22 protein-coding genes are annotated in these 21445 nt (G+C 66.6%); 11 read left to right on the top strand and 11 right to left on the bottom strand.

Annotated features, from left to right (window positions below; translation table 11 throughout):
• Positions 1 to 30: 30 nt before the first annotated feature.
• Complete coding sequence (locus ABZX86_RS11540) at positions 31 to 1176, top strand: LLM class flavin-dependent oxidoreductase (RefSeq protein WP_355122478.1); 1146 nt, start codon at positions 31 to 33, stop codon at positions 1174 to 1176.
• 129 nt (positions 1177 to 1305) lie between these two features.
• Positions 1306 to 2412, top strand: a complete 1107-nt coding sequence (locus ABZX86_RS11535; protein ID WP_355122476.1) for a GGDEF domain-containing protein — start codon at positions 1306 to 1308, stop codon at positions 2410 to 2412.
• Here ABZX86_RS11535 and ABZX86_RS11530 read toward each other — a convergent pair.
• The 4 genes from ABZX86_RS11530 to ABZX86_RS11515 all read right to left on the bottom strand — a co-directional run bounded on the left by ABZX86_RS11530 (position 2376) and on the right by ABZX86_RS11515 (position 5305).
• A complete protein-coding gene (locus ABZX86_RS11530) occupies positions 2376 to 2819 on the bottom strand; it encodes an SRPBCC family protein (RefSeq protein ID WP_355122474.1) in 444 nt (147 codons plus the stop codon). The two genes, ABZX86_RS11535 and ABZX86_RS11530, sit on opposite strands and share 37 nt — an antisense overlap.
• A 331-nt stretch (positions 2820 to 3150) precedes the next feature.
• Entirely contained in the window at positions 3151 to 3888 is a 738-nt protein-coding gene (locus tag ABZX86_RS11525; RefSeq protein ID WP_355122472.1) for an ABC transporter permease, read from the bottom strand.
• Complete coding sequence (locus ABZX86_RS11520) at positions 3888 to 4631, bottom strand: ABC transporter ATP-binding protein (RefSeq protein ID WP_355122470.1); 744 nt, start codon at positions 4629 to 4631, stop codon at positions 3888 to 3890. The genes ABZX86_RS11525 and ABZX86_RS11520 overlap by 1 nt, the downstream gene beginning before the upstream one ends.
• 11 nt (positions 4632 to 4642) lie before the next feature.
• A complete protein-coding gene (locus ABZX86_RS11515) occupies positions 4643 to 5305 on the bottom strand; it encodes an LppX_LprAFG lipoprotein (RefSeq protein WP_355122468.1) in 663 nt (220 codons plus the stop codon).
• A 73-nt stretch (positions 5306 to 5378) separates the two neighbouring features.
• Between ABZX86_RS11515 and ABZX86_RS11510 the strand changes: the two genes are divergently transcribed.
• The 3 genes from ABZX86_RS11510 to ABZX86_RS11500 all read left to right on the top strand — a co-directional run bounded on the left by ABZX86_RS11510 (position 5379) and on the right by ABZX86_RS11500 (position 7127).
• Positions 5379 to 5732, top strand: a complete 354-nt coding sequence (locus ABZX86_RS11510; protein WP_355122466.1) for a helix-turn-helix transcriptional regulator — start codon at positions 5379 to 5381, stop codon at positions 5730 to 5732.
• Complete coding sequence (locus ABZX86_RS11505; RefSeq protein WP_355122464.1) at positions 5717 to 6400, top strand: permease prefix domain 1-containing protein; 684 nt, start codon at positions 5717 to 5719, stop codon at positions 6398 to 6400. Before ABZX86_RS11510 ends, ABZX86_RS11505 begins: the two co-directional genes overlap by 16 nt.
• Positions 6401 to 6524: 124 nt before the next feature.
• Entirely contained in the window at positions 6525 to 7127 is a 603-nt protein-coding gene (locus tag ABZX86_RS11500; RefSeq protein WP_355122462.1) for a hypothetical protein, read from the top strand.
• A 26-nt stretch (positions 7128 to 7153) separates the two neighbouring features.
• On the opposite strand, the gene ABZX86_RS11495 is transcribed toward ABZX86_RS11500, so the two are convergent.
• The 6 genes from ABZX86_RS11495 to ABZX86_RS11470 all read right to left on the bottom strand — a co-directional run bounded on the left by ABZX86_RS11495 (position 7154) and on the right by ABZX86_RS11470 (position 13592).
• On the bottom strand, positions 7154 to 8068 hold the full coding sequence (locus tag ABZX86_RS11495; protein WP_355122460.1) for a 2-hydroxyacid dehydrogenase: 915 nt from the start codon (positions 8066 to 8068) through the stop codon (positions 7154 to 7156).
• Positions 8069 to 8125: 57 nt separating this feature from the next.
• Positions 8126 to 8281, bottom strand: coding sequence for a DUF6131 family protein (locus ABZX86_RS11490; protein WP_355122458.1), 156 nt, complete (start codon positions 8279 to 8281; stop codon positions 8126 to 8128).
• Between the two features lie 9 nt (positions 8282 to 8290).
• Positions 8291 to 8755 (bottom strand): hypothetical protein, encoded by a 465-nt coding sequence (locus ABZX86_RS11485; RefSeq protein ID WP_355122456.1) that lies wholly within the window; start codon positions 8753 to 8755, stop codon positions 8291 to 8293.
• Positions 8756 to 9014: 259 nt separating this feature from the next.
• Positions 9015 to 11750 carry a non-ribosomal peptide synthetase gene (locus ABZX86_RS11480; RefSeq protein ID WP_355122454.1) on the bottom strand — a complete coding sequence of 912 codons (2736 nt, stop codon included), beginning with the start codon at positions 11748 to 11750 and terminating at the stop codon, positions 9015 to 9017.
• Between the two features lie 26 nt (positions 11751 to 11776).
• Entirely contained in the window at positions 11777 to 12601 is an 825-nt protein-coding gene (locus ABZX86_RS11475; RefSeq protein WP_355122452.1) for an SDR family oxidoreductase, read from the bottom strand.
• Positions 12591 to 13592: an alpha/beta fold hydrolase gene (locus ABZX86_RS11470; protein WP_355122450.1), complete on the bottom strand. Its 1002-nt coding sequence runs from the start codon at positions 13590 to 13592 to the stop codon at positions 12591 to 12593. The genes ABZX86_RS11475 and ABZX86_RS11470 overlap by 11 nt, the downstream gene beginning before the upstream one ends.
• Positions 13593 to 13863: 271 nt before the next feature.
• Between ABZX86_RS11470 and ligD the strand changes: the two genes are divergently transcribed.
• From ligD to ABZX86_RS11450, 4 genes are all read left to right on the top strand, one after another.
• Positions 13864 to 14835 carry a non-homologous end-joining DNA ligase gene (gene ligD, locus ABZX86_RS11465; protein ID WP_355122448.1) on the top strand — a complete coding sequence of 324 codons (972 nt, stop codon included), beginning with the start codon at positions 13864 to 13866 and terminating at the stop codon, positions 14833 to 14835.
• Positions 14836 to 14906: 71 nt separating this feature from the next.
• A complete protein-coding gene (locus ABZX86_RS11460; RefSeq protein WP_355122446.1) occupies positions 14907 to 15326 on the top strand; it encodes a pyridoxamine 5'-phosphate oxidase family protein in 420 nt (139 codons plus the stop codon).
• 158 nt (positions 15327 to 15484) lie between these two features.
• Positions 15485 to 16876: an amino acid permease gene (locus ABZX86_RS11455; protein WP_355122444.1), complete on the top strand. Its 1392-nt coding sequence runs from the start codon at positions 15485 to 15487 to the stop codon at positions 16874 to 16876.
• Positions 16877 to 16972: 96 nt separating this feature from the next.
• Positions 16973 to 18364, top strand: a complete 1392-nt coding sequence (locus ABZX86_RS11450; RefSeq protein WP_355122443.1) for an FAD-dependent oxidoreductase — start codon at positions 16973 to 16975, stop codon at positions 18362 to 18364.
• Here ABZX86_RS11450 and ABZX86_RS11445 read toward each other — a convergent pair.
• A complete protein-coding gene (locus ABZX86_RS11445; RefSeq protein ID WP_355122441.1) occupies positions 18334 to 18981 on the bottom strand; it encodes a TetR/AcrR family transcriptional regulator in 648 nt (215 codons plus the stop codon). The two genes, ABZX86_RS11450 and ABZX86_RS11445, sit on opposite strands and share 31 nt — an antisense overlap.
• A gap of 65 nt (positions 18982 to 19046) precedes the next feature.
• On the opposite strand from ABZX86_RS11445, the gene ABZX86_RS11440 reads away from it, so the two are divergent.
• Positions 19047 to 20066, top strand: coding sequence for an oxygenase MpaB family protein (locus ABZX86_RS11440; RefSeq protein ID WP_355122440.1), 1020 nt, complete (start codon positions 19047 to 19049; stop codon positions 20064 to 20066).
• Positions 20067 to 20086: 20 nt separating this feature from the next.
• Positions 20087 to 21439, top strand: a complete 1353-nt coding sequence (locus ABZX86_RS11435) for an oxygenase MpaB family protein (RefSeq protein ID WP_355122438.1) — start codon at positions 20087 to 20089, stop codon at positions 21437 to 21439.
• Positions 21440 to 21445: the final 6 nt, after the last annotated feature.

Raw genomic sequence — 21445 nt, 5'->3', positions numbered from 1 at the left:
TTCCGGTGTGCCCGCCGAGAGGAGACCATCGTGTCGGACTCGCAGCAGAAATCATTCGCGGTAGGCACCCTCGCCGGTGTGAATCCGCCCTTGGCCGCAGCGCGCCTCATGGTGCGGATGGCCCGGCTCGGACGGCTGGATTCGGTGCTGGCACCGGATCATTTGATCGGTGTATTCCCACGTGCGGTGTGGGACAGCGACTTCACGCCACAGGCGAAGGCGGTCGCGAGCCCGGACGAACAGTTCGACTACGCGCCATTGCTCGCGCATCTGGCCGCCGGGGCGGGCCGGGTGCAGCTGGGCGTCGGTGTGACGGATCCGCACCGCCGGCATCCGGTATTGCTGGCGCAGACCTTTCTCACCCTCGCGCATATGACGAAGGTGCCGCCCATCCTGGGGATCGGGTCCGGTGAGCGGGAGAACCTCGATCCGTACGGGTTCACCTGGAATCGCCCGGTGGACCGCCTGGAGGAGGCGCTGCAGGTGCTCCGCGCGGCGCTCACCGCGACGGAGCCGCTCGAATTCTCCGGTAGGTATTACAAAATCGACAGGGCGCCAATGGATTTGACGGCGCCGCCCGGGCGGATGCCGCAGGTGTGGATCGGTGCGCACGGACCGCGCATGCTGGAGTTGACGGGGCGATATGCCGACGGATGGTATCCGTGGGAGTCGATGTCACCGGACGAGTACCAGCGGCGGCTGGGGCTGGTGCACGCCGCTGCCCGCGCGGCCGGGCGCGATCCGGCGGCGATCGTGCCCGCCCAGATGCTCTCGATCGTCACCGCGCGTACGCAGGCGGGAATCCGGCGGCTGCTGCGCAATCCGTCGGTGCGCTATCTGGGTCTGATGGCTCCGGGCGCGGTGTGGACGCGCTGCGGCGCGAAACATCCCTTCGGAGAAGACTTCCGGGGTCTCATCGATCTGATGCCGCACCAATTGACCCGAGCCGAGGTGCTGGCGGCGATCGAGGAGGTTCCGGACGAGGTCCTGCACGAGTGGCTCGTGATCGGCACGCCCGCGGAGGTGCTGGCCCGAGTGCGCGCCCTGGCCGATGCGGGACTGCGGCACGCCATCATCTTCCCGTCCTCCGCGCTGGTGTCCAATGCCGATGCGGCCTTCGGCTACGGCGTGGTGCTGTGGCTGGCGGCCCGGCTGCGCCGCCCACCGGCGGAGTGACATGGATTACAGTCCATGCGGTTGCTGCATTATGGCTGAATAGACTGCGATACGCAGCCGGAGCGGGGTGTCCGGTGCTGTGCGGTTCGTCAGTGCAGGAGGGTTCGTCCGGCGCCGAGGGGGCAGTACATGCGGGTTGGTCTGCGGTTACTTCGCGATTGGTGGCGTGAGGACGTCGACTACGGATGGGTGGTCGACGCGATCGCGTCCCGGTCGGCACTCGGGGTGCTCAAGGTTGCTATCGGTGTGTGCGGGTTGGTGGCGCCGGCGATCTGTGTGCTGATGCTGCTGTCGCCGCAGGCGCCGGACGCGCCGCTGGGGCGGGCGGTGCTGTGGCTGCTCGTCGGTGCCGGAGTGGCCTGGGGTGTGCGCTGGGTTGTGCTGCCTTGGCCGGCCGAGGCGGAATCGCTGGTGCTGGTGGCGATCGCCGATGTGTCCGTCACCGTGGTGTGCGCACTGAGCCCCGGCTATGTGGTGCGGTCCGTGGGAATGCTGCTGCTGTTGATCGTCGGCATCTATGTGAGCGCGTTCCATGCTCCGAAAGCTCTTGCCGTGCACACGATGTGGTCACTCGGCTCGGCCGCGCTGCTCGCGGCTCCGCTGATCGGCAGCGGCGATGTGACCTCGGCGGCGATCATGATGCTGGGTATGGCCGCGGCCGTCGTGGTACCGCCCGGACTGCAGTTCTGCTACTGGGTGCTGCGCAGCGAAATGCTTTCGGACCCACTGACAATGCTGCTGAGCCGGCGCGGGCTCGACTACCATTCGGCGGCCCTGCTGGCGCGTCCGTCACTGCTGCCGGTATGCGTGATGATGATCGACCTCGACCGGTTCAAATCCGTCAATGACAGGTTCGGGCATACCGCCGGTGACGAGGTGCTGGTGTGCATCGCCGATCGATTGCGCCGGGCCGCACCCGCCGGCAGCATCGTCTCCCGCTTCGGCGGTGAGGAGTTCGCGGTCATCGTGCGGTTGCCCGGTGCGGCGGCGGTGGCCGCGGCCGAGCGATTACGCGGCGCCGTTGCCGCGCCGATCGGTTCGATATCGGTCACTGCCAGCCTCGGGCTCGCAATCGTCGATATGGCGGCCATCGGTGATCGCCGGGGTACTCGGGACTCGCTGCGGGAGATCCTCGGATCCGCGGACCGGGCTATGTATCAGGTGAAACAGCGGGGTGGTGACGCCGTCCTGGCGGCGCCTCATTCATGCAGTGCGCAAGCGAGTTCGGCTAGTTGACCGAGGGTGCGGTCGAGCTGCTCGTAACCGTGCTTTTCCAGCACCTTCGTCACCGAGTCGGTGATCAGCAGTCCGGTGAAGGTGATGCCCGCGGTGACGGTCGTGCCGGCCGCCGTCCCCTGCAGCCAATAGGTGAAATCGCATTGCACACCGGTCTGCCCGATGCCGCGCAGCACCACGCGATTGGGTTCGTCGAGTCGCCGCGCGGTCCACTCGACCTCCTCGGCCATACCGTGGATCAGCACCTCGGAGACCACGGTCGAGCCTTCCATCAGGCGCTCGGGCGGTTTGCCGACGAATTCACGGTGGATGCCGAACCAGTGTTCCCATGTGGTCGGAGAAATAATGGTGTTGAACAGTGCCTCGGGGGTTCCGGGCAGATCTCGGCTGAGAAGTATCGCTCCCAATGCGGCTCCTGGGTGGTATTGGCAGCGCCCTGTTCTCGAATACCGGTTACTGTGTGCCACAGATACTTTCGTGGTGCACCACAAACCATTCGATCGAATGTGCTTGAAGTCAAAGGGAAGTAGCCCTCCACGGACAAAGAGGTGGTCGAGAGTGGTTGCGCTGGTGCGGATTGCCGACCGCCTCCGAATAATTCCCCCCGAGCCGACGCGGTTGATCTTGGCACACGGAAAACGGCAGCACAACAGGAATGTAAACCCAGATTAACGGTGATTTTGCAAATGAAATCGCATTCTGATGATCATGTGGCACAGGAGGTTTCGGCCCCGTCGATCAGCGGGTCTGGCGGCGCAGTGTGGCCGCGCCGCCGAGCAGGGTGGCAATGGCGAACAGGGCGATGGCCAGCAGGTCCAGCCAGAGTCGGGTGGTCGGGAGCGGGAAGGTGCCCACCTCGCCCATGGCCTCGGCCGCGTAGCGCAGCGGCATGACATCGCCGGCCCACTGCAGGGCGGTGGACATTTCCGCGCGGGGCCAGATGAGTCCGCAGAGCAGAATCTGCGGGAAGACGATGGCCGGCATGAATTGCAGGGCCTGGAATTCGGTGCGGGCGAAGGCGCTGGTCAACAGCCCGGTGCAGCAGCCGAGAATGGCCGTGCTGACAGCGATCAGCAGGACCGTCGCAATATTTCCCTGGGTGCGCAGACCGAGCAGGCCGTAGGCGACGGCGCAGGCGACGCAGGCCTGGATGGCCGCCAGGGCGGCGAAGGCGATGGCATAGCCGAAGAGCAGATCGAGTTTGTGCACGGGAGTGCTGAGCAGGCGTTCGAGGGTGCCGCTGACGCGCTCGCGCAGCATGGCGACACTGGTGATGAGGAACATCGAGGTGAAGGGGAAGATGCCCAGCAGCATCAGCCCGATCTGATCGAAGATGTCGAGACGGTCGACGAAGATGTACCGCAGCAGGGCCAGCAGCAGACTGGGGACGGTGATGACCAGTGCGATGGTGCGCCGATCGTGCCGGACCTGGGTGAGCACGCGCGCGGTGGTGGCGAGAGTGAGCGAAACAGTCATCAGGCGAGCACCTTTCGGTCGTCGGAGTCGCCGGTCTGCTGCAGGATCAGGCGCAGGAACGCGTCCTCGAGATTCGGCGCACCGGTGGCGGCGCGCAGGTCGTCCGGTGTCTCGTCGGCGAGCAGTCGGCCGTCCCGCAGCAGGAGCAGTCGCTCGCAGCGGTCGGCTTCGTCCATCACATGACTCGAGACCAGCAGGGTGGTGCCCGCATCGGCGAGGGTGTGGAACCGGGCCCAGATATCGCGGCGCAGTACCGGATCGAGGCCGACGGTCGGTTCGTCCAGGACCAGTACGGCCGGGTGCGCGAGCAGTGCGCAGGCCAGGGAGACGCGGGCGCGCTGGCCGCCCGAGAGCGCGTCGACCATCCGATCGGCGATATCGGCGAGGCCCACATCGCGGATCGCGGCTTCGGCGGAGGCCGCGCCGGTGCCCTGGATCTTGGCGAAATAGCGAGCGTTCTGGCGGATTGTCAGATCGCCGTAGACCGAAGGCTGCTGTGTCACATAGCCGACCTGCCTGCGCAATTCGGCCGTACCCGCAGGACGGCCCAGGACGGTGACACTGCCGGACCGGATGCGCTGCACGCCGACAATGGCGCGCAGCAGTGTGGTCTTGCCCGATCCGCTGGGGCCGAGCAATCCGGTCACACTGCCCGGCGGCAGCGCGAAGCTGATATCGCGCAGGACCTCCTGCTTACCTCGGCTGACACTCAGATCCAGCACATCGATTGCGCTGTCGGTCATTTCGGAATCCTTCATGATTGCTTGCCCGGTAGGGAGGCTGCCTGTGATTTGGACACCGCGACATTCAGATGAGCGTCCGGGTGCTCGGGAAATCCGAGGATGGTCTGCAGCGGCAGATGGGCTCCCCGTACACGGACCCATATGGTCAGAGTCGCGTCCTCGGTGGCGCCCGGCAGTATCGCCGCGAGCGATTCGGCCGGTACCGCCGCCTGGATCTTGAACGCATCGATGCCGGTGAACTGTTCGCGCCCAACGGTTTCCGGATCTCGCAGTGAGCGCAGCAGCCGGGCGAGCCCGCCGTCGCGCCCGATCATGCCGCTCGGACTGGGGAATCCGGACGGCAGCGGGACGAGAGTTCCGTTGTCGGATCTACTGAAAACCTTGCCCTGGGAGGCGACGAACCGCGTCACCGATCCGGTGGGCAGTGTCGCCGTGCCGGTCGCGCTGCCGCCGTCGCTCTTGGCGACATCGGCCTCCAGTCCGCGCAGTGGGAAACCCGGCACCGACCCCTCGGCCTGGAGCACCAGATGTGCGGAATCTATTGCGCCGGCGGAGATTGCGGCATCGCGCATCATCAGCCCGGCATCGGGCAGTCCCCCCGATCCGTCGGCGCAGCCGGTCAGTACACCGGCCGTGGTGAGCGCGAAAATCGCGCTCGCAATCCTGTAGCGCACCGGGACCTCCTATGGGTAGGGACGCTACCCATAGGCTAGGGCACTTTCGCCTTGAAGGGTAGGCTTGCTACCCATGAGTGCAGAAGTGCTGAAAGGGCACCTGGACGGGATGATCCTGGCCGTGCTCGCCGCCGGACCGCGCCACGGCTACGGCGTCATCGATGCCCTCCGCACTCGCACCGGCGGCCGTTTCGATCTGCCCAAGGGCACCATCTATCCGGCCCTGCATCGGCTCGAACAGGCGGGGCTGATCGACGGTGCGTGGTCCAGGGAGGGTGGCCGGCAGCGGCGCACCTATACCCTGAGTGCTGCCGGGCATCGGCAGCTCGGACAGGAGCGGGCGTCCTGGCGGGACTTCGTCGCCGCGGTCGGCGCTCTGATGGAGGGGAACGCTGTCATGGGGGAAGAGCCTTGGCCCGCACTGTGATCGACGACTATCTCGACGACCTGGGTACGCGGTTGTCGGGCACCTGGTGGGAACGCCAGGCGATCCTCGCCGAGATCGGCGACGGGTTGAACGACGCCGTGGAACATTATCGCGCGCAGGGGCTTTCGCTGGAACGAGCAAGTACCGCCGCCATCGAGGAATTCGGCGGTCCGACGGTCATCGCCGCCGAGTTCGTACCGGTGCTGTCCTCCAAGCGGATTCACCGCTACGGCTGTACGTTCACCGCGATCGGGCCGGTCATCGGTGTGCTGTGGGGTACCGCTGCGCTCCTGGGTTCGTTCAGTGCGGTACCGCGGTCGCTGACGATCGCCGGCCTGGTACTCATGGGCTTCGCGGTTGTCGTCGGCGTACCGTGCACCGCCTTGGCCATCGCGTCCACCGGCCGGGCGAGCCGCGTGGTGCGCATCCCGACGCGACTGGCCGCCAGGGCGCTACTCGTCACCGCGACGGTATCGGTGTTCATCGACGGAACCCTGCTGATCACCCTGATGACCCTGCTCGCCGAGGCTCCTCGCGATCTGGTCATCCTGCCGGTGACTCTCGGTGCGCTGGTGAGTATTACGCGCATCAGTATCGCGGTGACCAGCGTGCCGCGCCTCGGCCCGGCCCGCTGCGCACCGGCCCTGTGGACCACGCCGCCGGCCTAGACACGCCGCCTGCCAACCGTTGTGGCCAGATTGCCGCTGGACAGATGGCTGTTCAAGGGGTATTTAAACGGGTACTGCTACCGATGACATCGGTGCAGTGGCGCCGTGGAGGGAGGTGGTCCAGGTGCCGGAGGGTCCTTCAGCTGTGGTGCGGGTGTGGCGGGTTCGACCGTGGAACCCCAATCCGCTCATGCGTGTTTCGGATCGGTTCGAGGTCCTGGTGCGGGTGCTGGCGGTGCTGGCCGTGGTGGTGGCCGTGCCGATCTCCGGCGCCATCGGAACCGTGAGCTATACCGGCGCGGTGGCGCGGATCGCCGCACAGGACGCGGGCAAGACGCAGGTGACCGCCACGCTCACCGCCGATGCGCAATTGCTGCCGACGGCGGATCACTATGGCGCCCAGCCGGACCGATACCAGGTGCCCGTGCAATTCATGTTCGACGCGCACGCCAGGACCGCCACCATCGAGCTTCCGAAACCGCAATTGTCGGGGTCGACCACCGCGCTGTGGATCGGACCGGATGGAAATCCGGCCACGGCTCCGGCGCGACCGGGTTCGGCCGCGGCCGAGGGAGTCGGCACCGGGCTGGCCATCCTGGTCGAAAGCTGGTGCGCCACTGCCGCATCGGTGTGGATCACCGCCGCCGTGCTCGATTCGCGGCGTAGCGCCCGCTGGGAGCGGGAGTGGCGCCTGCTGAATCGGCCGATCGGCAAGGATTCGCTGTAGCCGCCGGCGAGATCATCCGGGGGAGATCAGTATTCGCCGTGCACGAGATTCTCCGGCGCCTCCCCGGCGAGATAGCGGCCGATCTGGCGGGTCGCAATCGCCCACCCACGTTCCTGTGCGCCCCGGCTACTGCCGCCCACATGCGGGGTGAGCAACAAGCCGGGCGCGTCCCACAGCGGATGGCCGGCGGGCAGCGGCTCCGGATCGGTGACATCGAGAACGGCACGCAGACGGCCGCTTCGGAGCTCGGCCAGCAGCGCATCGGTGTGCACCACCGGGCCGCGGGCGGCATTCACCACAATCGCGCCGTCGGCCATGCGGGCCAGGAAGGCCGCATCCACCATGCCGATGGTCTTACTGGTCACCGGCACCATGAGCACCACAGCATCGAAATCGCCGAGCAGCTGCGGCAGTTCGTCCACACCGTGCACTCCCTCGCGGGCATGCGTACCGACCAGGACGCTCGTGGCATCGAACGGTGCGAGTTTGCGCTGCAGTTCCGCGGCCAGATCGCCGGCGCCGATGATCAGAATCCGCTTGCCGGACAAGGTGTCCGTCTGATGCTGCGTCCAGCGGTGCTCCCGCTGCGCCGTCGCGAACCCGATGAATTCCCGGTACACGGTGAGCAATCCGGTGATCGCCCATTCGGCGGTGCTCGCCCCGTGCGCTCCGCGGGCGATGGAGACCTGCACGCTCGCGGGCACCTTCCCGACCCAGGCCTCCGCACCGGCGGTCAGCAGCTGCACCAGCCGCAGTTTCGGTAGCGCCCAGGTCATCTGCACCGCTTCGGGGCCGACCAGGAAACCGGGCACCAGCACCTCGGCCTCATCGGCCCCCGCGGGCAGCGGCTCGCCGAGCCGGAAGCGCAACGCCCGCACGCCCTCCAGACGCGAAACCGCCGCGAGGCCGTAGTCATCCGGAACCAGCACCGTCACCGTCATAGGTTTCAAGCTAGTGGATGGGCCCCGCGGCGGTCCGCGAGCATTACTCAGAGACAGTTAGTAATACCAGCGCCTGCCGCCGACCGGGCGGCCCATCGAGCCCAGTGCCCACAGCACCAGACCGGCGACGATGGCGATGATTCCCAGCGTGGTGACGATCGGGATGCCGACCAGCCAGCCGATGACGAGCAGAACAATACCGAGAGCAATCATGACTAATTCCTATTTCGATTTGGAGAGCGAAGTAGCCGGCTTCGCGGGCGTGGAGCGGTTCATGAACCGGTTGAAGGACCAGGTCGGCTGCGACGGCGCTGCTGCGGCCGCCTTCTTCGGATCCGCCGGCAGGGCAGATCGTTTGGGCGGCTGCGGTTCCGGTACCGGCTTGGTGGTCAGTTCGCGCCGGGCCGCAGCCATTTCGCGACGCGAGTTCCGGAGATCGCGGCGTGCCGCGACCCCGCGCCGGGACGTGGCCCACGTCCCGGCCAGCAGCATGATCAGCCCACAGGTGCCGATCGCCCCGATCAGGATGCCGTAGGCGAACAACAGGCCGGACGATCCGGCATAGGTGTGCTCGAAGACGGTGAAACCGCCTGGAATCAGATGATTTTCGCCGCTGTTGGCGGCAATGCCGGCAACCCCGACCACCACAGCGCCGATGAGGACGACGAGCCCGATGATGATGAACATAGGGCGGCAATTCCCGCTCCCGGCAACATCAAACGTGCAGGAAGCGGTGTTGTCCGCCCTTGCCCGCAACGGGTCTCGCCGGGGTCTACCGAACCCCCATGCGGAAGAGGATGCCGGCGAAGAGCAGAACCAGATCGGAAATGACCATGACACTTCCTCGCTGTAGACGGGCACGCCGATGCTCCAGCGTCTCCTTTTCGGAGTAACCGCAGCGATCAGGTCCAAACGTGCCGGGGTCTGCCCGGCACGTCGTCCCTGCTCAGTGCGCCTTTTCGCCGATGGCGGCCAGCAGGTCCTTGAACACCGGGTACTGGTACACCATGCTCAGGGGCATGGGGACCGCGTTCTTGCCGAGCTCGGTGCTGAGGTGGATGGCCGCGAGTGAGTTTCCGCCGGAGAGGAAGAAGTTGTCGTCGGCGCTCGGCTCCACGCCCAGGACCGAGGACCACACCTTGGTGAGAATCGGTTGTGTCCCGCTGGTTTCCGGTGCGGGCTCGGACTCGGGTGCCGAATCGGCCTGGTGCGGACCGCTGTCCGGCGCCGGCAGGCGTGCGATATCGGCTTTTCCATTGGTGGTCAGTGGAATCTTGTCCACGACCGTGTAGAACGCGGGCCGCATGTACGAGGGCAGCATGCGGGCGACCGCGCCGCGCAGTTCCGGCAGATCCAGCTCGTCGCCGACCAGGTAGGCATCGAGGCGGGTGGTGGCGAACTGGCCTTCGGCCCGGTGGCACACCACGATCGCGTCGCGGACGCCGGGTTGGCGCCTGAGGCAGTTGCGGATCTCGTCGAGTTCGATGCGATAGCCGTTGATCTTGACCTGGTGGTCGATGCGGCCGAGATGTTCGAGCGTGCCGTCGGGGCGGAGGCGTCCGAGATCGCCGCTGCGGTACCAGCGCTGTCCGTCCGGGCCCGCGACGAACTTCGTCGCGGTCAGGGCGGGCTTTCCCGAATAGTAAAGCGCCAGACCGGCACCGGCGACGACGATCTCACCCGGAAAGCCCGGGGGAGCGGGCCGCAGATCCGGACCCAGCACGGTGGTGTGCCAACCCGCGATGGCATGCCCCACCGATCGGGGCGCGCGCAGTGTGGTGTGTTTGGTGACCGGTTGCACGGTGACGTGGACGGTGGTCTCGGTGATGCCGTACATATTGATCAGCCGGCAGCGATTTGCCGGGTAGCGGTCCAGCCAGGCGGCGGAACTGCCGGCCTGCAAGGCTTCTCCGCCCAGGATCACCAACCGGACCGTGTCGAGCAGCGGCGCCTGCGCATCGAAACTCACCAGGTGTGCGAAGGCCGACGGCGTCTGGTTCAGCACCGTCACACCGGCACCGCGCAACAGCTCGTGGAACTGCCGCGGATCGCGCGCCGCGCTCTTGGGCACCACGGCCACCGCGCCGCCGGTGGCCAGCGCGCCCCAGATCTCCCAGACCGAGAAATCGAACGCGGGGGAGTGGAAGGCGCTCCACACATCGGTCTCCGAGAGCGAGAACTGCTCGGTGAGCGCGTCGATGAGGGCGAGCACACTGCGGTGCGCGATCACCGTGCCTTTGGGCCGGCCGGTGGTGCCCGAGGTGTAGATCGCGTAGGCGGGTGCGTTCTCCGACAATCCTTGCGGCAGTGCGGCATCGGATGTCTCCGAGGTTGCCAGGGCCGAAATGTCCACCGCACGAGCCGAATCCGGTACCGCGCCGAGCAACTGCGGCTCGACCACGGCCACCCGCGCACGGGAGTCCTCGATGATGTATCGCAGCCGTTCCATCGGGAATTCGATATCGACGGGAACGTAGGCCGCGCCGCACTTCCAGATGCCCAGCATGGTGGCGAAGAGCGTCGCTGATTTCGCCGCCGCGACCACCACGAAGTCACCCGGGAGCACCCCGAGCTGCAGCAGCCCCGCCGCGATGCGCTGCGATTGCGCCTCGAGTTCTCCGAACGAGGTCGACGTGGTCGCGTCCAGCACCGCGGTCGAGGAGGGGCGGTCGGCCGCATGGGCGGCAATGCGCTGTTCCATTCGGCCACCCGCACCGGGGGCGCGTACGGCCTCGACCGAGATCGATTCCGGGACATCGGCGTAGGCGATATCGAGCAGTCGCAGATCCGGGCCCTTCGCCTGGATCTGCGCGTAGACGAAGCCGAGCACCTGCGCGATCTGATGGATGAACTCGGCCGCTTCCTCCGACCGGGTCCGCAGCAGTACCCGGGCGATGCCGGGATCGGACGTCGGATGGATCGCGATGTCGAAGTCGTGCGATGCGGCCGGCTTCGGAAGGAAAACGCCTGGCGCGTCGGTGTAATCGATGATCCGCACCGACCGCAGGCCGTGGTCGGATTCCGGCCCTGCCGCGGTTGCCTCCGGCGTGGCGGCCGAGAGCTGAGAAACGACGTCCCCGATCGAACCGTGCACTCCGAATTCGCAAGTGCCGGCACCGGATTCGGAGAACATTCGCGCACGGGCGGCGGGTGACCGCAGCAATAAGTCAGCAGTCGCCAGATCGACCGCGAGCGCTGCGGTATCCAGGAATCGGCCCAGCACAATGACGGCCGCAGCAGCCAATTCGGTGGTCTGGTACGCCTCGCCGAATTCGATGTCGATCGCGCCGGCCAGTGCGTCGGACGTGTCGGGCAGGGCCGGTAACGACCGTGCGCCGGCGCGATCGAACTCGGCGAGCACACCGCTGAGGTCACCGTCCGCCAGCAGCACCATATCGGTGACACCGCCGAGATAACTGGTGCAGGTCAGCCGGGCCCGCAGCCCCGGGGCCAGCGGATGTGCCCGCTGCTGGCGCACGATTCTGTCCGCCGGATTCGACGCGGAGTCGAAAGGGGCGCTCTGATACCAGATTCCGATGGTTTCGGGATCCCCGCCGAGCGCTTCGGCGCACCGGGCGGCAAGGGCGTCGACACCGCCGGGCGTCGAGACGCGGACCGCGATTCCGGCCGGGTGCGAGGGGGTTTCGAGTCCGTCATCGGTGACGTCGTGCATTGTTTTCATGACTGCAGCTTCTGTCCGAGGGCCGATTAACGAGAGGTGAAGCCGCCGTCGACGGTGACGATCGAACCGACCACGCTCCGGCTTCTGCTGGAAGCCAGCCACGCGACAGTCTCGGCAATGTCCTCCGCGGCGACCAGCGCGTTGGAGGGTTGATCGCGCAGGAACATCTGCTCGTGGTCGCCGTTCAGGTCGAGTGCGTTCGCCACCTCGCGCAGCATTCTTCCTTCGAGTTCCGGTGCGTCATGGACCGATCCGGGGCACACCGCATTGACGCGGATTCCGTGGGGAGCCAGATCCAGCGCGGCGGCCTTGGTCAATCCGACCAATCCGTGCTTGGAGGCCACGTATCCCGCGAAATGCCGGTATCCCACCAGGCCGGCCGTGGACGCGATATTGATAATGCTGCCCGAGCCCTGCTGCTTCATTATTCGCGCGGCCGCGGACAGGACCTGGAATGGTCCGGTGAGATTGATATCGAGCATGGTCGACCAGTCGTCGGAGGTCACCTCCTCGACACTGCTGCCGGAGGGACTGACAATCCCGGCGCAGTTGACCACAACGTCCAGCCGCCCGAAGCGCTGCATCGCGAGCCGCATCGCTTCGTCGATATCACCGATATTCCGCACATCACCGGTGGCTGTTTCGGCATTCGCGCCCATGTCGACGCACAGTCGCCGGGTGTGTTCGAGCTGGCTCTCCGAACCCAGCGAATAGGGCACCTCGGAGGCGTCCTTGCCGATATCCATCAGCACCAGAGACATATTCGCCTCGGCCAGTCGAACGCTGCAGGCCCGCCCGATCCCGCGTGCCGCGCCGGTGACGAGCGCGACTAGATGATCCTCACTTGCCATGGGAGATACGCGTGGTTTCCGCAATGAACTCCAGGGTCTCCTCGAGCCGGTCGGCGAGGTACATATGGCCGCCCTGGACCGTCTCGATCGAGAAGTTGCTGGTGGTCGCATTGCGCCAGCCGAGCATATCGGCCTCCGACACCAGGGCGTCGTCGGTTCCGCGCAGCGCGGTGATGGGCACATCGATGACGGTGCCGCTACCGGCGATATACGACTCGTGCATGAGCACATCGGCCCGCAGGATGGGCAGAATCAGCTGTCGCATTTCCGGATTGGCGAGTGCGGGATGGGTGTAACCCGCGAAAGCCTCCACCTTCGCCATGAACTCTTCGTCGGTCAGCGTCGAGGCGCGCTCGCTGCGCGGATGCCAGGGATCGGGCGACCCGCTCACGAAAACGTGATCGACCATGGCCCCGAGGGCGAGGGCCGTCTCGAAAGCGAGAATTGCTCCCATGCTGTGGCCGAAGACCAGTATTCGGCTGTCCGAGTCGCTCTCTGCCCGCACGTAGTCCGCAACCTCGGCGGCCGCCGTCCGGACGTCTACGAAAGGCGGATCGATGAACCGCTCCTCGTGACCGGGCAGCTGGATCGGCAGGAGATCGATCCCTTCCGGGGACTTCGTGTTTCGAAAGAACGAAGCGCCGGAGCCAGCAAACGGAAGACAAACAAGCTTGAGATTCGACACTCGGCGATGATTGCATACGCCCGTGGTCGAGTCTCGAGTTCGGAGTTCAGGCAGTACCGCCCTGCTCGGAGCCACTGCCGCCACCGGGATCGGATTGCGCCTTGATCTGTCTTGATAGTTGAAACGAATCAAAGTCACTGTGACGCAGATCACTTTGTGTGCGAGGGTCCGCAATGAGACCGCCCGCCGGCAAGCGTCGGCAGCGGCCTCGGTGTCAGCCCTCCGAGAGCCGGTGCGCAGCAGGTTCACCGCCTGTGCGCCCGGGTGGAATTCGACGTCGGCTACCGCGCTGATCTCCCGCGCCATGGCAGCAGCCTGCCCAATGAACGGTTTGTGATAGGAGCCGAACGCCCACTCGGAAAAGCCACGGAACGTAAATTACGCGATATTCCGGTAACTCGCACAACATGGATCGCGGCCGCCACCGGCCTGCGCCGTTGCGTTAGGACCCGTGAAACTTTCTGGGTGACAACTGAATCGGAATGGCGCGGCGAGCCGCCGATATGTATTGGCAATTATTTGGCAAACTATCGCCATGTCTTTTTTGCCCGATTGTCTACACGGGTAGCGGCGCACCGTGCCCTGGCCGCTCCCCGGTGTTCCCGCGCCCATGCTGGCGATCGGGGGAGCGCCGCCGGATGCGGCCGGCTGGGCCGTGGAGATGAAGTGGGACGGGGTGCGGATCATCGCGGTGTGCGAGGCCCGGCAGTGCCGGCTCTACAGCCGCAACGGCAATGACGTCGGCGGTTCCTATCCCGAGGTGGTCGCCGCACTGAAAGTGTTGTCGGGGAACGGAAATCTGATACTCGACGGCGAGATCGTGGCGCAGGAACCTGATGGCGCTCCGTCCTTCGGGCGGCTGCAGCGCCGCATGCATGTCGCGCTGCCCGGGGAGCAGCTGGTGGCGGAGGTCCCGGTGCAGTTCTTCGCCTTCGATGTGCTGCGCATCGGCGCTCGCGACACCATGCCGGAGCCGTATCTCGAGCGCCGGAAACGGCTGGCCGAAGTGGACTTCGCCGCCCCGCTGTCCGCGCCGCCGCACTGGATCGAGGTCGATGCGCAGGCATTGCAGCGGGTGGCGCTGGAGCATCGGCTGGAGGGAATCGTCTCCAAGCGTGTCGATTCGGTGTATCTGCCCGGGCGGCGATCGCCCGCGTGGATCAAGACGCCGCTGCGGCAGCGCACCGAGGCGGTGGTTGCGGGCTGGACGCCAGGTGCGGGCGCGATGGGATCCACCTTCGGTTCACTGGTGCTCGGCGCCTATGACGAGAACGGCCGCTTCGTCTACATCGGCAATGCGGGTACCGGCTTCACCCAGGCGGCCCGCCGCATCATTCGCGCCACTCTCGGCGAAATCGAAACCTCGGCAAGTGCTTTCGACGAACCACCGCCCGAAGCCGTCGCGGCGGGCTGGCGCTGGGTGGACCCGATCCTGGTCGGAGACGTCGAGTATCGCGAATTCTCCGGTGCGCGCCTGCGTATGCCGAGCTGGAAGGGATTGCGCACCGACAAGGTTCCGGCGCAGGTCGACGTGCCGCCGCTGCGCTGAGTGGACTTGCGAACACCCGCTTGCGGCAACACAATTGGCGAAACTCCGGGAGATCGACCACAATTGGAGGGATGGGCGGCGAAGGGGCACGAAAGCTGCGCGAGCTCTCGGCTGCCGATTCGCTGAAGCGGTTGGCCGGCGCGCAGTACGGGCGAATTGTTTTATCGCGCCGCGGAATTCCGATCATTCGGCCGGTGAACCACATCGTCGAAGAGGATGCGGTGCTGGTGCGCGCGAATTTGGGCGCGAGTCTGCTGGGTGGTGACGGGCAGGTCGTCGCGTACGAGGCGGACGACTTCGACGAGCACACCCGCCGCGGCTGGAGCGTCATCGTCACCGGGGTCGCGCGCGTGATCACCGATCCGGAACAGGTGCAGCGCTACGAGACCCTCATCGATTCGTGGATCACCATGCCGATGGATCATCTGATCCGCATCGAGACCGAGGTGGTCACCGGTGTCGAGCTCGTCGATGACATTACCGGCGAGTAGTTCCACGACCGGCCCACTGTGACGGCCACTACGTCTCCGGTAGCGTGACACGCCGTTGGCTCGAGCACGGCAATCCGCCGGCAAGCTCGGCGTGGCCCGCGCATCTGTGCCGATGACGGCCGGGATGCGGTGCGGCCGCACGCACGTGGAAGGAATACATGACAGCCTCTGAGAGACAGACGCCGATCGAATCGGCCGAACTACCCGGGGACGAGGGCTACGCCCGGGGACTGTCACCGCGCACCATCCAGATGATCGCCATCGGCGGTGCCATCGGCACCGGGCTGTTCTACGGCGCAGGCGGGGCGATCGCACAGGCGGGCCCCGCACTCATCCTCGCCTACCTGGTCGCAGGCCTGGCCATCTTCATCATCATGCGGGCGCTGGGCGAGCTGCTCACCTACCGCCCGGTCACCGGCAGCTTCGCCGAATACGCGAACGAATTCCTGGGCCGCTTCGCCGGCTTCGCCACCGGCTGGACCTACTGGGCCGTCTGGGTGAGCACCTGCATGGCCGAGATCACCGTCGCCGGCAAGTACGTGCAGTACTGGTTCGACATCCCGCAGTGGGTCACCGCGCTGGTGGTGCTGGGCATTATGTTCGGGCTGAACCTGGTGTCGGTGAAGCTGTTCGGTGAGGGCGAGTTCTGGTTCTCCATCATCAAGGTCACCGCCATCGTCGCCATGATCGCCATCGGCATCGGCGTGCTCATCTTCCACTTCGGCCATGCCGTCAATCCGACGCCCGCCAATTTGTGGAACGACGGCGGTGTGTTCCCGAACGGTTTCGGGCAGGCGCTGCTGGTGCTGCAGATCGTGGTCTTCGCCTATGTCGGTGTGGAGCTGGTCGGCGTCACCGCCGGTGAGGCCCGCGACCCGAAGCGCACCCTGCGCAAGGCCATCAATACCCTGCCGTTCCGCATCGGCCTGTTCTACGTGGGCGCGCTCATCGTCATCATGTCGGTCTCCAGCTGGCGGAATTTCCATGCCGGGCGCAGTCCGTTCGTGGAGGTGTTCGAGCAGATCGGCATTCCGGGCGCGGCAGCCATCATCAACTTCGTGCTGCTGACCGCGGCGCTGTCCTCGTGCAATTCGGGCATCTACTCCACCGGCCGCATGCTGCGCAGTCTGGCGCAGCGCGAGGAGGCGCCCGCCAAGTTGGGCGCACTGAGCACCCGGTCGGTGCCCGCGACCGGTATCGCGGTATCGGCGGCGGTCATGGTGATCGGCGTGGCGGTGAACTACTTCTCCCCGGAGAAGGCCTTCGGCTACGTCACCTCGGTCTCCACCATGGGCATCATCTTCGTGTGGGGCATCATTCTGGTCTGCCACCTGATCTATCGCGCCCGCGTGAAAGCCGGACTGCTCCCCGCGAGCGACTATCGCCTGCCGGGCGCACCGGTGACTTCGCTACTGGCCCTGGCCTTCCTGGCGCTGGTCGTGGTGCTGCTGTTCTTCACCGATTCGGGCCGTACGGCCATCGTGGTCGGTGTCGTGTGGGGTGCGCTGGTCTGCGCGGCGTATCCGGTGCTGTCGCGTAAGCGCGCGTAAACGGCTGCTCCACCTCGCTTTTCGGGCGAATCAGGTACGCCCGTCGATGCGGCGGGCGTACCTTCCCTTCTGTAGGTTTCGGCTACGGGAGCGCGCATGAACGATCCGCGGCGGTATGTGGTCATCGGGGGCGGACTGGCGGGGCTGGCCTCCGCGGTGTGGCTGGCGGAGGCCGGTAAGCAGGTCACGCTGCTGGAGCGGCGCGGACGGCTCGGCGGGCGCACCCATGCCCTGGAAGTCGCCACCCTGCACGATATTCCGGACAACGGCCAGCATGTGATCGCCAGCGGCTACGACCATCTGTTCCGCTATCTGACCAGTGTCGGCACCCGGAAATTCGTGGAATTCCCGCACAGCGGCGTGCTGCGCTGGCCGGGCGGGCGCGCGACAACCATGGGCACCAAGGGTTTCCAGGCGCTGCGCGCACTGCTGGGTGCGCATCCCGACGCCGGCCCCGTGGACCGGGCCCGGGCGGCGCTGGCCACCGCGCGCCTGGGCTGGCAGTGCCTGCATCAGCCCGGCGATCTGGCCGATCTCACCACCGATCAATGGTTCCGGCGGCTCGGCATGCCCGCCACCGCGCGGGTGGCGCTGTGGGACTGGCTGGCGCTGGGCATTGCCGCCGAACCGGTGCGACAGGAGTCGGCGAAGGTCTTCGCCGATGTGCTGGCCACCGGAATTCGCCTGGGCATCAAGCACAGACGGCCGGTCTCCATCGGCTACCCCACCACCGATCTCGACACCCTGTTCGTCACCGGCGCGCATCAGATCTTCGAGAAGTACGGCGTGGCGGTGAAATACCGTGCGGTGGCACGGCATATCGATATTCGGGACGGTGTGGTCACGGGGGTGACGCTCGCCGACGGCGATACCGTGCCCGCCGATGCGGTGGTGTGCGCGGTCCCCAACTCGTATCTGGGCGGCCTGCTGGACGAGCTCCCCGAGCACGACGAGATCTACGCGGCCGCCGACAAATTGGGCTACACGCCGATTGTCAGCACCAATCTGTACCTGGATCGCCCGCTCGGCACCGAGGGCGCCATGGAGGCGCTCATCGGCGGCGCGGAGGTCGTCGACCAGGTCTTCGATCGGCAGCGCATGCACGGCCGCAGCACCGAGCACGGGTGGTTGTACTGCCTGACCACCAGCGGCGCCTACGAGCAGATACACAAGCCGCACGATGCGGTCGTCGACGAGCAGCTGGCGCTGCTGCGCCGCTACTATCCGGCCGCCCGGGAGGCGAAAGTGCTGCACGCCCAGGTGGTTCCGATGCCGCGCGCCACCTTCTCACAGGTGGTCGGCACGGATGGGCTGCGGCCGGGGCAGGGCACCTCGGTGCCGACCCTGGTGCTCGCGGGCGACTGGACCCGCACGGATTGGTCGGCCACCATGGAGAGCGCGGCGCAGAGTGCCGCCCGCGCGGTGGATCTCCTGCTCGCCCTGCCCGAATACTCGCATCACGCTCGCGGCAACGGCTCCCGGAAGTAGTTGAGCACCAGCCGGGTGATATCGGCCAGGAAGCGGTCGCGAGGGATCGGCGGATCGTCGAGCAGGTAGCGAATGGTCAGATGTTCGACCACCCGCACCAGCATCCAGGCGGCCGCATCGGAGTCCACCTCGGCGGGCATGGCGCGGGCGTGCATGGACAGGGCCAGCCGCGCCAGCTCACCGATCTGCTGTTCGAAGGCCACGACCGTCGCGCCGGAGGACAGTCGCGGCGTCTGTTCGACCACGGCTCGCAGCAGTTCGCGGTGTGTGCCCAGGGCATCGAGCAACTCCGAAATCGTCTCCGGCACCGCGACTTCCGGATTGCGGGTCATATTGGCCACCACCCGGGTGCGAATGCGATCGGCGACCTCGGTGGTGTAGCGCTCGATCACCGCGGCCACCACGGCATCCTTGTTCGGGAAGTACTGGTACAGCGATCCGGGACTGATGCCGGCCGCCTCGGCGATCCGATTGGTCGAGGCGCCGTCGTATCCGTGCGCGATCAGCACCCGCTGACCTGCGTCGACAATGCGCTCGACCATGGCGCGCGAGCGTTGCTGCTGCGGCGATTTCCGGGGTGCGGCAGGTGATTTCGGGGGTGTGCGTTTCGGTGGCATAGCGTTTCCGCAGCGGTTGGGAATGCGAATTGAATGCGAGTAATTATTCGTGTCAGCCTGTGGCCATGGTGTCACAAGCAGCGGTTTCGCACGAGCCCCATCCCGAGCCGAGGCCGCTCGGACCGGACTCGCTGACGTGGAAGATCTTCGGCTCGCTCTACTACGGGCCGACGGGATTCTTCATGGGTATGGTGCAGAACATGCATCCCGGACTCGGTGCGGGCGTGGAATTCCACTCCGATATCGGGAGTGAGCCCTATCAGCGTGTCCTGCGTTCCTCCTACCCGATCCTCGGCGTTGTCTTCGACGGCCCGCGGGCGCGGCAGACGGCGCAGGAGATCGTCGGGTACCACCGCGAGATCAAGGGCGTCGACGCGCAGGGCCGCCGGTACCACGCGCTCGACCCGGGCACCTTCTACTGGGCGCACGCGGTGTTCTTCATGCAGACGCTGCGCACGGCGGAACATTTCATGGGCGGCCTGACCGGTCCGCAGCGCGAACAGCTCTGGCGCGAGCACTACCAGTGGTACGAGATGTACGGCATGAGCATGCGGGTGGTGCCGCAGTCCTGGAACGACTTCCGCCGCTACTGGCGCGATATGTGCCGCGACACCCTGGAACCGACACCGGCGGCATGGGACGTGTACAACCTCATCGATACCGCGCCGGTGCCACCGTTCCCGGTGCTGCGGCGACTGCCGGAGCCGCTGTGGGAAAAGGCGATTCGCCCGGCCGGAGCGGGCCTGGTCAAGTTCATCACCGTCGGGCTGTGTGATCCGGCCATTCGCGACACCATGGGCTTCCCCTGGACCGATCGTGATCAGTGGCTCTTCGATCGGCTCTGCCGGGCGATATCCGCGCTGAACCGCGTGACGCCGGACGAGGTGAAGTACGCCGCCCCGCGCGTGCGCGCCGCCCGCCGCCGGGTGGCGGGCAAGCGACCCCCTGATATGCCGCCACCGGAGGCGCCCGAATCACTGTGGCCCGCACCGGAACACCGCGCCGATCCCAAGCACTACTGCCCGGTCCACGCCGATCCGGGTGGCGGCGCGGCCACCACATTCCGTCAGCTGACCGGGTTCTAGAGCAGAAGGTGTCCAGAGTTATGCAGTCACTGACCGAAGTTCAGCCCGTCGACGGCAGACATCCGTACGACTACTACTACCGTCCCGGCATGCCGCTGCGCCCGCCGCCGCCCCGCGCGGTCGCCTCGGAACTGTGGTTCGAGCCGCGCAAATCCATGCTGTCACCATGGCTGGAGGTGCGCCTGGAACCCCTGCAGACGCCGCGCACCCGGCTCATGGCCGACCATCTGTGGCAGGGCGACGAACCCATGGACGAGGTGGTCGCGGCCTTCCGGCGACTCGGCACCGCCGGTGGTCGGCGCATGCTGAACCAGGCGCTCGCGCACGGCATCGACAGTGTCGAGGATCCACCGGCGGAGCTGGTGAATCTCTTTGCGCGCATCGACAATCCACCGGACTGGTACGACCCGGACCTGTGGGAGTACGGCCGCCGGCTCTGGATCAATGTCTCCACGGCCGGGAAGATGGCCATGGGCGTACAGGATTTCATGGGTACCTTCGTCGGCGCCGAGGTGGCCTCGGCGGTGGGGGAGACGGGGCGTTTCGTCAAGGACCCCTACCGCCGCAATCTCGAATCCGCCGTCTGGTTCGGCAGTGTCACCGCACCCGGCGCCCTGGAGCGCAGCTCGCCGATTCTGCACGACACCGTGCGGGTGCGGCTCATGCACGCGCAGGTCCGCGCCATGCTGCGCCGGCGCTGGGGTGACGAGCATTTCGCGCGGCACGGCAATCCCATCTCCAATGCCACCACCATGGGCGCGGCCGTCACCTTCGGGCTGACCCCGATGTGCTTCGACCACGTGCACGGACGGCGCTGCAGCACAAGGCAACTCGATGCGGTGATGCACTACTGGGCCTATATCGCCTACTGCTTCGGGGTGGCCGAGGAACTGATTCCGCGCTCGGCCGCCGAGGGCATGGAGATGGTGGACTATATGGTGGCCACCGCCGGGGTCGCACCGGAGCGGACGGCGAATATGGCAGGCGCCGCAACGCGCGGATTCAATCCGGCGTCACTCCTGGGTCGCGTCCAGATCGCGGCTACCGCACCGGCATTGGGTGTGTTCGCGTACTACAGCGGCCAGCCATTGGTGCGGACGCTGCTGGCGGATACGCCGCTGCGGTCGGTTCCGCTGCAGCCCTGGTCCGCCGCGACCGGCGTGGTCACCACCGCCGCCGTGCGGCTGCGCGCCCTCGATGATCAGCTGCCCGGCGCTCGCCGCCGGATGATCCGCCGGGCCGAACGCGTGGATCCGTTCTGGGACCGCAATATTCGCGTCGCCCGATTCCTGGCCGCGCGGGTCGGGATTCGGGGCACGCCGTTCGACCATCACGATGTGTCCGCGGAGGGAACGCCGCGGTGCCCGGTGTGAACCGAC

The organism is Nocardia sp. NPDC006630, assembly GCF_040611495.1.
Taxonomy (GTDB): Bacteria; Actinomycetota; Actinomycetes; order Mycobacteriales; family Mycobacteriaceae; genus Nocardia.
This window is presented reverse-complemented; position numbering and strand designations above follow the sequence as displayed.

Bases quoted from the DNA above. Each gene is read 5' to 3' on its own strand.
- ABZX86_RS11535 (WP_355122476.1), top strand. From the start codon at position 1,306: ATGCGGGTTGGTCTGCGGTTACTTCGCGATTGGTGGCGTGAGGACGTC.
- ABZX86_RS11525 (WP_355122472.1), bottom strand. From the start codon at position 3,888: ATGACTGTTTCGCTCACTCTCGCCACCACCGCGCGCGTGCTCACCCAG.
- ABZX86_RS11520 (WP_355122470.1), bottom strand. From the start codon at position 4,631: ATGACCGACAGCGCAATCGATGTGCTGGATCTGAGTGTCAGCCGAGGT.
- ABZX86_RS11510 (WP_355122466.1), top strand. From the start codon at position 5,379: ATGAGTGCAGAAGTGCTGAAAGGGCACCTGGACGGGATGATCCTGGCC.
- ABZX86_RS11495 (WP_355122460.1), bottom strand. From the start codon at position 8,068: ATGACGGTGACGGTGCTGGTTCCGGATGACTACGGCCTCGCGGCGGTT.
- ABZX86_RS11490 (WP_355122458.1), bottom strand. From the start codon at position 8,281: ATGATTGCTCTCGGTATTGTTCTGCTCGTCATCGGCTGGCTGGTCGGC.
- ABZX86_RS11485 (WP_355122456.1), bottom strand. From the start codon at position 8,755: ATGTTCATCATCATCGGGCTCGTCGTCCTCATCGGCGCTGTGGTGGTC.
- ABZX86_RS11480 (WP_355122454.1), bottom strand. From the start codon at position 11,750: ATGAAAACAATGCACGACGTCACCGATGACGGACTCGAAACCCCCTCG.
- ABZX86_RS11475 (WP_355122452.1), bottom strand. From the start codon at position 12,601: ATGGCAAGTGAGGATCATCTAGTCGCGCTCGTCACCGGCGCGGCACGC.
- ABZX86_RS11470 (WP_355122450.1), bottom strand. From the start codon at position 13,592: ATGGCGCGGGAGATCAGCGCGGTAGCCGACGTCGAATTCCACCCGGGC.
- ABZX86_RS11460 (WP_355122446.1), top strand. From the start codon at position 14,907: ATGGGCGGCGAAGGGGCACGAAAGCTGCGCGAGCTCTCGGCTGCCGAT.
- ABZX86_RS11455 (WP_355122444.1), top strand. From the start codon at position 15,485: ATGACAGCCTCTGAGAGACAGACGCCGATCGAATCGGCCGAACTACCC.
- ABZX86_RS11450 (WP_355122443.1), top strand. From the start codon at position 16,973: ATGAACGATCCGCGGCGGTATGTGGTCATCGGGGGCGGACTGGCGGGG.
- ABZX86_RS11445 (WP_355122441.1), bottom strand. From the start codon at position 18,981: ATGCCACCGAAACGCACACCCCCGAAATCACCTGCCGCACCCCGGAAA.
- ABZX86_RS11440 (WP_355122440.1), top strand. From the start codon at position 19,047: ATGGTGTCACAAGCAGCGGTTTCGCACGAGCCCCATCCCGAGCCGAGG.
- ABZX86_RS11435 (WP_355122438.1), top strand. From the start codon at position 20,087: ATGCAGTCACTGACCGAAGTTCAGCCCGTCGACGGCAGACATCCGTAC.